Annotated in this window: 9 protein-coding genes; 7 read left to right on the top strand and 2 right to left on the bottom strand. The window is 64.7% G+C overall.

Translation table 11 applies throughout. The features are described 5' to 3' along the window. Positions 1-26: 26 nt before the first annotated feature. Positions 27-947: a radical SAM protein gene (locus tag P8Y39_03010; protein ID MEJ2191306.1), complete on the bottom strand. Its 921-nt coding sequence runs from the start codon at positions 945-947 to the stop codon at positions 27-29. Next, positions 925-1,515 (bottom strand): hypothetical protein, encoded by a 591-nt coding sequence (locus tag P8Y39_03005; protein MEJ2191305.1) that lies wholly within the window; start codon positions 1,513-1,515, stop codon positions 925-927. Before P8Y39_03005 ends, P8Y39_03010 begins: the two co-directional genes overlap by 23 nt. Before the next feature lie 224 nt (positions 1,516-1,739). On the opposite strand from P8Y39_03005, the gene dsrA reads away from it, so the two are divergent. The 7 genes from dsrA (at position 1,740) to P8Y39_02970 (ending at position 9,943) form a co-directional block, all read left to right on the top strand. Beyond that, entirely contained in the window at positions 1,740-2,915 is a 1,176-nt protein-coding gene (gene dsrA / locus P8Y39_03000) for a dissimilatory-type sulfite reductase subunit alpha (GenBank protein MEJ2191304.1), read from the top strand. Positions 2,916-2,953: 38 nt separating this feature from the next. Beyond that, the gene (gene dsrB / locus P8Y39_02995; GenBank protein MEJ2191303.1) at positions 2,954-4,051 is read left to right on the top strand and encodes a dissimilatory-type sulfite reductase subunit beta; all 1,098 of its coding nucleotides are present in this window, start codon (positions 2,954-2,956) and stop codon (positions 4,049-4,051) included. A 55-nt stretch (positions 4,052-4,106) separates the two neighbouring features. Then, positions 4,107-4,355, top strand: a complete 249-nt coding sequence (locus P8Y39_02990; GenBank protein ID MEJ2191302.1) for a hypothetical protein — start codon at positions 4,107-4,109, stop codon at positions 4,353-4,355. Between the two features lie 4 nt (positions 4,356-4,359). Then, the gene (locus tag P8Y39_02985; protein MEJ2191301.1) at positions 4,360-5,775 is read left to right on the top strand and encodes a cobyrinate a,c-diamide synthase; all 1,416 of its coding nucleotides are present in this window, start codon (positions 4,360-4,362) and stop codon (positions 5,773-5,775) included. A gap of 5 nt (positions 5,776-5,780) precedes the next feature. Further along, entirely contained in the window at positions 5,781-6,443 is a 663-nt protein-coding gene (locus P8Y39_02980; GenBank protein ID MEJ2191300.1) for a hypothetical protein, read from the top strand. Between the two features lie 431 nt (positions 6,444-6,874). Next, the gene (locus P8Y39_02975; GenBank protein MEJ2191299.1) at positions 6,875-8,164 is read left to right on the top strand and encodes a secretin N-terminal domain-containing protein; all 1,290 of its coding nucleotides are present in this window, start codon (positions 6,875-6,877) and stop codon (positions 8,162-8,164) included. Positions 8,165-8,317: 153 nt separating this feature from the next. Then, positions 8,318-9,943, top strand: a complete 1,626-nt coding sequence (locus tag P8Y39_02970) for an asparagine synthetase B (GenBank protein MEJ2191298.1) — start codon at positions 8,318-8,320, stop codon at positions 9,941-9,943. Positions 9,944-9,945 lie beyond the last annotated feature (2 nt).

The following is a 9,945-nucleotide window of genomic DNA, read 5'->3' as shown; positions in this document are numbered from 1 at the left end:
TTGTTCCCTTGAGGCAACCGCCGGCCTCAGGCCAGGCGGTGCAGGCCGTACTTTTCGGCCAGCCTCAGGGCCTCCCGGTACTCCTCGGCCGTAATGCGCCGGTCCAGCGGCGGGTGGGCGAAGGCCCGGAAGCAGGGCTGGTACTGGTCCATGATATTCATATAGGTGTTCCGGGATATCTCCTCGGCGACGAACCTCAAGACCTCCTCCGTGCCCGCCAGCCCCGCGGGGAGCACCAGGTGCCGGACGAGGAGGCCCCTCAGGGCCACGCCCCTCTGGTCCATGACGAGGTCTCCCACCTGCCGGTGCATTTCCAGGAGGGCGGCCCGGGCCACCCGGGGGTAGTCCTCGGCTTCCGAGAGGACCCGGGCCGCCTTGGGGTCGGCGTACTTCATGTCGGGCATGTAGATGTCCACGACCCCGTCCAGGGCCCGGAGGGTTCCCAGGGCTTCGTAGCCTCCCGAGTTGTACACCAGGGGGAGACGCAGGCCCTTGCCGGTGGCCAGGTCCAGGGCCCTGAGGAGCATGGGGACCTGGTGGGTGGGGGTGACCGCGTTTATGTTGTGGCAGCCGTCCTCCTGGAGCGTGAGCATGATGTCGGCCAGCTTCTCGATGGAGACTTCCCGGCCCTCGCGCCCGTGGCTGATGCTCCAGTTCTGGCAATACACGCAGCCCAGGTTGCAGCCCGTAAAGAATATGGTGCCCGAGCCGCCTCGCCCCACCAGCGGGGGCTCCTCCCCGAAGTGCGGCCCCCAGCTGGCGACCACGGGCTTCTCTCCGATGCCGCAGAACCCCAGCTCCCCCCGGGTCCTGTCCACCCCGCAGGCCCGCGGGCAGAGCCGGCAGTTCCGGAGGGCCCCGGTCAGGGCGTCCGCCCGCGCGGCCAGCTCCCCGGCACCCAGGGCGACCCTGAGGGGGGCGAGCCTATCGGACGAGGGTGCGTGCAATTTCCTTGCAGTGCCAGGCGATGCCCTTGAAGGACTCTATCATCTCCAGATACAGCGAACTGGCCCGGGGCATGCAGAGCCCCTCGATGAGCCTCTCCTCATGGAGGGTGGCGTAGACGTTTGCGGTGCTTTCCAGGGCCTTTTCCGATTCTTCCAGGTGCCTGGCCACCAGGGTGTTCCTGGCCAATATCATGTCCTTGGTATTGGCCATCATGTCCCGGACGCGCCCGAACAGGTACTCCAGCTCCGAGATTGCCTTGTCGCTGAAGAGGATGTTCTCGGCGATTTTTCCCTTGATGGCCTGGGCGATGCGTCCCAGGTTCTCGCCGATGCGCTCTATGTGGGAGGGCAGGCCGGCGTACTTCATGGCCAGGTCGGTGTCCTTCTCCCCCTCTATGAGGCTCTCGGTAAGGGCGGGCATGCGCTCGCGGACGTGCTGGATGGAGGCCTCCACGTCGGCCATGACCTTGACGTTGCTGTAAATGAGGGCGGTGTACAGGCCGTCTATGCCCTCGACCATGGAGTCAATCAAGTCATGCATCTCGGTGACGAGGTCCTGAAAGGCCATGCGCATCCCTCCACGTTGCCGTTGTTTGTACCGAAGGCGCCCTGTCCGGCTTCATCTTAGCAAATCCGCAAAGGCGAGTAAATCGACCGGCCATGGGCTGCGCACAGAATTTTATCCGCCGATTAAATTTTTTTATTTGACCCTTTTCAGAGGGGTATATTAGGCTTAGTACTCATTTCCTCGTCTTCATGAACCAGAAAAACAACGAAGGAGGTCTGAGTCAGATGAAGAAGTACGACACGCCACTTCTGGACGAGCTAGAGAAAGGTCCGTGGCCCAGTTTCGTCACCGAGATCAAGAAGGCGGCCCAGAAGCACGAAGCGGCCGCGGATGAGCTCGGTCAGCTCGAGAAGTCCTACAAGACGAAGCGCGGCTACTGGAAGCACGGCGGCATCGTGGGCGTCCTGGGCTACGGCGGGGGAGTCATCGGCCGGTACTCCAACCTGCCGGACGAGTTCCCCGGGGTGGCCCATTTCCACACCGTGCGTATCAACCAGCCCAGCGGGTTCTACTACAAGTCGGACTCTCTCCGCGAGATCCTGGACCTCTGGGACAAGTACGGAAGCGGCCTGACCAACATGCACGGCTCCACCGGGGACATGGTCATGCTGGGATGCAAGACCGAGGCCCTGGAGCCCTTCTTCGCCGAGATTTCCTCCCGGGGCTGGGACCTGGGCGGTTCGGGTTCGGCCCTGAGAACCCCCAGCTGCTGCATGGGGGCCTCCAAGTGCGAATGGTCCAACATCGACACCATGAACCTGGCCAACACCCTCACCCAGGCCTACCAGGACGAGCTGCACAGGCCCATGTGGCCCTACAAGTTTAAGTTCAAGATCGCCGGGTGCGCCGTGGACTGCGTGGCCTCCATCGCCCGGGCCGACTGCTCCATCATCGGCACCTGGAGGGGGGACATCCAGATTGACCAGGGCGAGGTGGAGAACTACGCCAAGCAGGGCATGGACATCAAGGCCGAGATCGTGGACATGTGCCCCACGGGCTGCATGAGCTACGAGAGCAAGCTCGAAATCAACAACGCCGAGTGCTCCCGCTGCATGCACTGCATCGCCAAGATGACCAAGGCCCTCGGCCCCGGCCCCGAGAAGGGCGCGTCCATACTTATCGGCTCCAAGGCCCCCATCGTGGTGGGCTCGCTCCTGTCCTGGGTGGTGGTGCCCTTCATGAAGATGGAGCCCCCCTACGAGGAGTTCAAGGACCTCGCCGACAAGATGATCGAGTGGTGGGACGACAACGCCAAGCCCCGCGAGAGAATCGGCGAGCTCATCGAGGCCAAGGGCATGAGACCCTTCCTGGAGGCCATCGGCGTGGAGGCGCAGCCCCAGCAGGTCTACGAGCCGCGGAAGGACCCCTTCTTCTTCTGGAAGGATGAGGACCTCGGCTAAAACCGGAAAGAAAGATTTCATAAAGGAGGCTTGCCATCATGTCAGCACAGTGGCTTACCGAAACTGAAGCCAAGGAAAAGAGGCAGACGGACATCGGACCGCCGCATTACGAGAAGTTCCTTCCGCCGGTCATAAAGAAGAACTACGGCGACTGGAAGTACCACGAGCTCCTGGAGCCCGGGGTGAGCGTGCACGTGGCCAACTCGGGGGATAAGGTGTTCACCGTGCGGATCGGCTCCCCGCGGATTCTCTCCACCGACACCATCCGCGACATGCTGGAGGTGGCCGACAAGTTCTGCGGCGGCTACATCCGCTGGACCACCCGCAACAACGTGGAGTTCCTCACCGACAAGGAGGAGACCGTCAAGTCCCTGAAGGCCGAGCTGCAGAAGCGGGGCTACTCCGTCGGGGGCATCGGCCCGCGGGTCAGCAACGTCGTGCACACCCAGGGCTGGGTCCACTGCCACAGCGCCTGCACCGACGCCTCCGGGCTGGTCAAGGCCATGATGGACGAGTTCCACGACTACTTCGTGGAGAAGTCCCTGCCCAACAAGGTCCGGCTGGCCGTGGCCTGCTGTGTGAACATGTGCGGGGCGGTGCACTGCTCCGACATCGCCGTGGTGGCCGTGCACAGGAAGGTGCCGCACATCGACCACGAACTGGTGAAGAACATGTGCGAGATTCCCACCACCGTTGCCTCCTGCCCCACCAGGGCCATCAGTCCCGACCCGGGGAAGAAGAGCATAAAGATCAACGCCGATAAGTGCATGTACTGCGGCAACTGCTTCACCGTCTGCCCGCCCGTCGACATCCACAACCCCGAGAACGACGGCGTGGCCATCATGGTCGGGGGCAAGGTGGGCAGCCTGAGGAAGGGCCCCATGTTCTCGAAACTTGCCGTGCCCTACATCCCCAACGAGCCGCCCCGCTGGCCCACGGTCATCAAGCACCTCAAGACCATCCTGGAGACCTACGCAAGCCACGCCCGGAAGCACGAGAGGGTGGGCGAGTGGATAGAGCGCATCGGCTGGGAGAGGTTTTTCTCGCTGACCGGCATCCCGTTCACGTTCCAGCACATTGACGACTTCACCTTCATGCGTGATACACTGAGGACGTCGGCTGCGTTCAAATATTAAACCCATGTGGGGGGGCGGCGGGGCACCGTCCCCCCCGCAAGAAGGAGGCACGGGTATGGAGAAGGAGGAACTGAAAAATACGATCTTCGCCTTCGTCGAAAAGGCCAAGGGCAAGAAGAAGCTCAAGGAAAAGGACATCATCAAGGGTGTCTCGGCCGATGCCGGCGTGGAGAAGGACGAGGTGAAGAAAGCCCTGCGCGAGATGATTGACGTGGGCCGCCTGATGTACTCCTACGGCGGAGGCGCCAGCTCCGTGGAAATACCCAGTGAGGAGTATCTCCGGGAAAAGGGCATGATAAAGTAGCGCCTTGCCCGATAAAGCAAGCATTCCGAGGGTAGTCATTGCCGGCCTCAGGGGAGGGGCGGGCAAGACTACCCTTTCTGTTGGGCTGGTCCGTGCCTGGAGGAAACGGGGGCTTCAGGCCGTCTCTTTCAAGAAAGGGCCGGATTACATAGACGCGGGCTGGCTGGCCCAGGCCGCCCGGAGCCCCTGCTACAACCTCGACCCCTTCCTCATCGGCGAAAAGCGGGTGCTCTCCTCGTTTCTTGCCCATGCCGGGGGAGCGGACTGCGCGGTCATAGAGGGAAACCGCGGCCTGTTCGACGGCATGGACGCCGAGGGCAGCCAGAGCACCGCCAGAGTGGCGCGCATCCTCAAAAGCCCCGTCATCCTCATCGTGGACTGCACCAAGGCCACCCGCACGGTGGCCGCCCTGGTCTACGGGGCCAGGCGGTTCGAAAGGGGGGTGACGGTTGCGGGCGTGGTCCTCAACAACATAGCGGGAGCCCGGCATGAGGCGGTCACCCGGGAGGCCGTGGAGCGGCTGGCCGGGGTCCCGGTCCTCGGGGCCATCCCCCGCCTGGGCGGGGCCGAGTTCCCCGAGCGGCACATGGGCCTTGTGCCCTGGCAGGAGCACCCGGAGGTGGAAAGCGCCGTGGAGGCCACCGGCGAGCTGGTCACCCGCTACGTCGACCTGGAGAGGGCCTTTGCCGTGGCCCGGAGCGCTCCGCCCCTCACCCCCGTGAGGGAAGCGGAGCGTCCGCCGGCCGAAGGGGCGCCCGGCCCCCCGCGCGTGGGGGTCGTCCGGGACCGGGCCTTTCAGTTCTACTACCCGGAGAACTTCGAGGAGCTCCGGCGCCGGGGGGCGGAGGTCGTGGAGGTGAGCGCCCTCGGGGCCCACCGCCTTCCCCCCGGCCTGGACGCCCTGTACATCGGGGGCGGCTTCCCCGAGACGCACGCCCTGGCCCTGGCGGGAAACGGTCGCTTCCGCCGGAGCCTCCGGCACGCCGTGGAGGAGGGGCTTCCCGTCTATGCGGAATGCGGCGGACTCATGTACCTGGGGGAGAGCCTACGCCTGAAGGGAAAGCGCCACCCCATGGCCGGGGTCTTTCCGGTGAGCTTCCTCATGCACGAGAGGCCCCGGGCCCACGGCTACACCGTGGCAAGGGTGGTCCGGGCCAACCCCTTCTTCAGGCGGGGCACGGTGCTCCGGGGGCATGAGTTTCACTACTCGGAGGTGGCCGACCCGGAGGCCCTTCCGGGGGAGGCAGCCCTGGCCTTCAGGATGGAGCGAGGCACGGGCATTGCCCGTGGACGGGACGGCCTTTTCCGAAAGAGGGCCTTCGGCACCTATACCCACCTGCACGCCCTGGGCTCCCCGGAGTGGGCCGAGGGCATGATGCGGGCGGCGGGCCAGCACAGGCGGGCCCGGAAGCGGCCCTGACCCGGTTGTCCATGGACCTCAGAAAGCGCATTTCCCGCCTCCTTTCAAGCGGGGAGACCGAAGGTCTCCTCGCCCTGGCCCGCGAGGAGCCCCGGACGGTGCGGCTCCTCATATCCCGTTCGTACGACATGGAGGAGGCCTCCTCCTGGCGGGCCATCAGGGCCATCGGGCTCATCGCCGGGCGGATGCCCCAGGACCGGGCCCGGGGCCTCATCCAGCGTGTTCTCTGGATGATGCGGGAGGAATCGGGCACCAACCCCCGGAGCGGCCCGGACATCCTGGGCGAGGTCCTCAGGGCCAACCCCGACCCCTTCGCCGACGTGCTGCCCGTGGTCATCTCCTTCCACGAGGAGGAGTTCCTCCGCGCCGGGGCCCTCCGGGCCATGGCCCGCGTGGGGGAGGTCCGGCCCGACCTCACGGCGGCCTTCGCGCCCGTGGCCGAGGTCCACCTGGAGGACCCCGACCCCTCCGTGAGGGGCGCGGCCCTCATGGCCCTGGCCCCGCTGGGCAGGGAGCACTGCCTTCAGGTCCTGGCGAAGGCCGGAGATGAGGAGACTTTCCTTTTCTTTGACGGAGACGGCCTTCGCCCCGTCTCGGTCTCCGAGGCCGCCCTGGGGGCTGCACGGCGGATGGGCTGCCGAGGGGCCGGTGCTTCATGGAAAAAATAAGGAAAAGGTGTCTTATCTGAAAGAGCCCGCCTTCCCCGAGGAGGCTCCGGCTTTTTTCACATCCCCGCCCCCTCCCCGATCTTGTCCCTGAGCTTTCTCAACCTCCCCGGGGGCATGTCTTACAGGTCACGGGGTCCCTTCTGGCCGAGGGGCACGGCGGAGGTGCGCATGTCCGCCATCCCTCCGGAAGCCTTGCCGTAGCCCCTGAGCCCGGTGGGCACCCCGGGCATCGGGGTCTCCGCATTGTGTCAGCCAGGTGCGCATCCAGATGCGAAAGGCCGGAAAAGCGGTTATATTTTGTGAGGCGCCCCGGTCGAGGGGTCGATTTTTTTCCGTGCGTTGTGTAAAATACGGCGTCTGAAACGGTTTCAGGAAAGATTTTTTATAGGAACCGCCTCAAGGGCTCGTCTCTGGCATCGGGGGGAAACGGAGTGAGGGGAACGGTCCTCTGGGGGCTTGGTCTGCTTTTATTTCTTCTGGCGCAGGGCCCCGGAGGCGGCCCGGCCCTTGCCCAGGACCGGGGCCCCCTGGTCACGGTCAAGGGCACCAACATGGACATCCGGGAGCTGCTCACACGCCTGGGCGAGGCGCACGGGCTCAGCATGGTCATGGACGAGGGGCTCGAGGGAAGGGTCACGGTGGACGTCCATGACGTGCCCCTCTGGGACCTCCTGGGCGCTCTCCTTTCGGCCCGGCACTACACGTACCGCCTCTCAAAGGGAGGCAGTCTCCTGCTTATCGAGCCCATGGGCAAGCTCCAGGGGGAGGAGCAGGAGACGGAGGTCCGCGAGTTCCACCTCCGCTATGTCACCTTGACCGAGGACGTGGTGGCTTCGGTGCGGGGGCTCCTGAGCAGGCGGGGCAGTGTCTCCGCCGTGCGGGCCAACAACTGCCTTCTGGTCAAGGACATCCCCCTGGCGACCGCCCGGGTGGCGGAGTACCTGGAGAGCCTGGACAGGCGGCCGGAACAGGTCGTCATAGAGGCCAAGATCGTGGAAATCGAGAGCTCCCGGTCCCGGGACCTGGGCATAGAGTGGAACGGCACCGTCAGCGAAGAGTCCGGTGACGTTTTCGGCTCTCTGGGCTCGGTGGAGGGCTCGGCGGCCGTCAACCTGCCGCCCGGCACCGAGGAGGGCCTCACGCTGGGCTTCGGCCTCCTCACCGATACGGTCTCGGTGAACCTCACGCTGGCGGCCTTGCAAGAGGAGGGCTCGGCCAGGATACTGTCAAGCCCCCGGGTGATGGTGCTCAACAACCGGGAGGCCCGCATCACCACGGGGACCGAACTGCTCATACCCACCCTGGAGACCCAGACCCTCATCCAGACCGGGCAGGCCCCCCCGAAGAGCCGGGCCGAGACCTTCGCGGCCAACCTGGAGCTTTCGGTCACGCCCCGCCTGGTGGGGGGCGACGTGGTGGCCCTTACGATAGAGGCCAAACGCGAGGAGTTCGACTTCTCCCGCGAGGTGGAGGGTTTCCCGCCGAAGCTCTCCCGCACGGTGCGGACCGAGCTTCTGGTGGATGAGGGGACCACGGTGGTCATCGGCGGCATCAAGGTACAAAACACGTCCCAGAGGGAGAGCAGAGTCCCCTTCCTTTCCCGCATCCCCTTGCTCGGATGGCTCTTCAAGAGGCAGAGCAGGGACGAGGAGGCCAGGGAGCTCCTGGTCTTCATTACCCCCAGTGTCCTCGCCCCGGAGGACTCCGCGAAAGCTCCTTAGCAGCGCCCCCGTCCTGGGGTGTGACAAAGTCGCCCCAAAGATGGTATAATACTTAAATTTTTTGCCACAGGGAGGCGCACTCCCCCGTGACACTCTCCGCGACAAGGCCTGCGTCTTTCCCTTTCGAAAAAAGAAAAGGAGGTCGTTTTTTTCATGTGTACCATTTGCGGACACTTTGCCCATGGGGAGGCCATAGCCTCCACCGACGTCTTCGATATGCTGAAGAAGATGGAGCACCGGGGGCCCGACACCCACGGCGTCTACCTCGACGAAGAGGTGACCAGGGGGGAAGCCGTGGACGACCTGAAGGGGGCGCTCAAGCGGGAAAGCCGCATCGCCCTGGGACATTCCCGCCTGAAGATCGTGGGGCAAGAGAAGACCACCCAGCCCTTCCTCTCCTGCGACGGGCGCCTGGCCCTCATCCATAATGGGGAGATATACAATTACCGGAAGCTCAAGTCCCTTCTCCTTCGCCACCACGAGTTTCGCACCACGAGCGACAGCGAGGTCTTCGTCCACCTGCTGGAGGAAACCTACCGGGGGGACCTTCTGGACGCCGTGAGCAAGGTGGTGGGGCTCCTGGACGGCATGTACTCCCTGGCCGTCACCGACGGCAAGGACATCGTGGCCGCCCGCGACAGCATAGGCAAGAAGCCCCTGTACTACCTGACCAACAAGTCCGTCACCTACTTCGCCTCGGAGAAGAAGGCCCTCTGGAACCGGATGACCGAGCCCCGGAGGCTTCACCCCGGGGGGCTGCTCTCCATTACCGAAGAGGGGGCGGAGGTGCACGAGGGCTTCCCCCTTCAGTTTCCCCAGATAGACGTCGTGGAGTTCCGGGAGGCCGTGGAGCGGTACAAGGTCATGCTGCTCAGGGCCGTGGCGAAGCGCCTCGAGGGGTTGATGGAGAGCCATCTGGGGGTGATTTTCTCCGGGGGCATAGACTCCGTCCTGGTGGCCAAGCTCCTTCAGCGGGAGGGCAAGAACGTCATCTGCTACTGCACCGGGACCGAGGACTCCGGCGACATCGTGGCCGCCCGTGCGGTGGCCGGGGACCTGGGGCTGCCCCTGAAGACCACCATCATCGACGAGGCGATGGTGGAGGCCCTGGTGCCCGAGATCATACGCAACGTCGAGGAGGGAGGCCTCCTTCAGGTGGAAGTGGCCATCCCCATGTACCTGGCGGCCCGGATGGCCGCGGAGGACGGCATCAGGGTCATGTACACCGGACAGGCGGCCGACGAGCTGTTTGCCGGCTATCCCTGGTACAACGAGGTGCTGAGGAAGTACGGCTATCTCCGGCTGCACGAGAAGCTCTGGGAAGACCTGAACTACCTGTACACCGACACCCTGGAGCGCGAGGACAAGCTGACCATGGCCCATTCCATCGAGCTTCGGGCCCCCTACCTGGACAGGGACGTCATCCGCACGGCCATGCGCATCTCGCCGCGGCTCAAGCTGGAGGGGTGGGAGGACAACCTCAGAAAGAGGGTCCACCGCCAGGCCGCCGTGGAGCTGGGCGTGCCCCCCTACCTGGCCTTCCGGGCCAAGGACCCGGCCCAGTCCGGCTCCGGCATCCACGGCATCATCGAGAACATCGCCAAGGGCAAGGCCGGCCAGATAGACAAGACCCTGGTGGAGAAGAACCTCAAGCGGGACAAGGGCAGCCTCTACCGGTACGAAGAGGAGATGTACGGCGAAGCCCTCACCCGCTCGTACCTGCAGCAGATAGAGGAAGACATCAGGGAGCGGTACGTGCAGCCTTTCCTGGTGGCCTGATG

Source organism: Nitrospirota bacterium (assembly GCA_037386965.1).
Classification (GTDB): Bacteria; Nitrospirota; Thermodesulfovibrionia; order Thermodesulfovibrionales; family JdFR-86; genus JARRLN01.
Note: the sequence above shows the minus strand (reverse complement) of the source record. Positions and strands in the feature narration are given on the sequence as shown.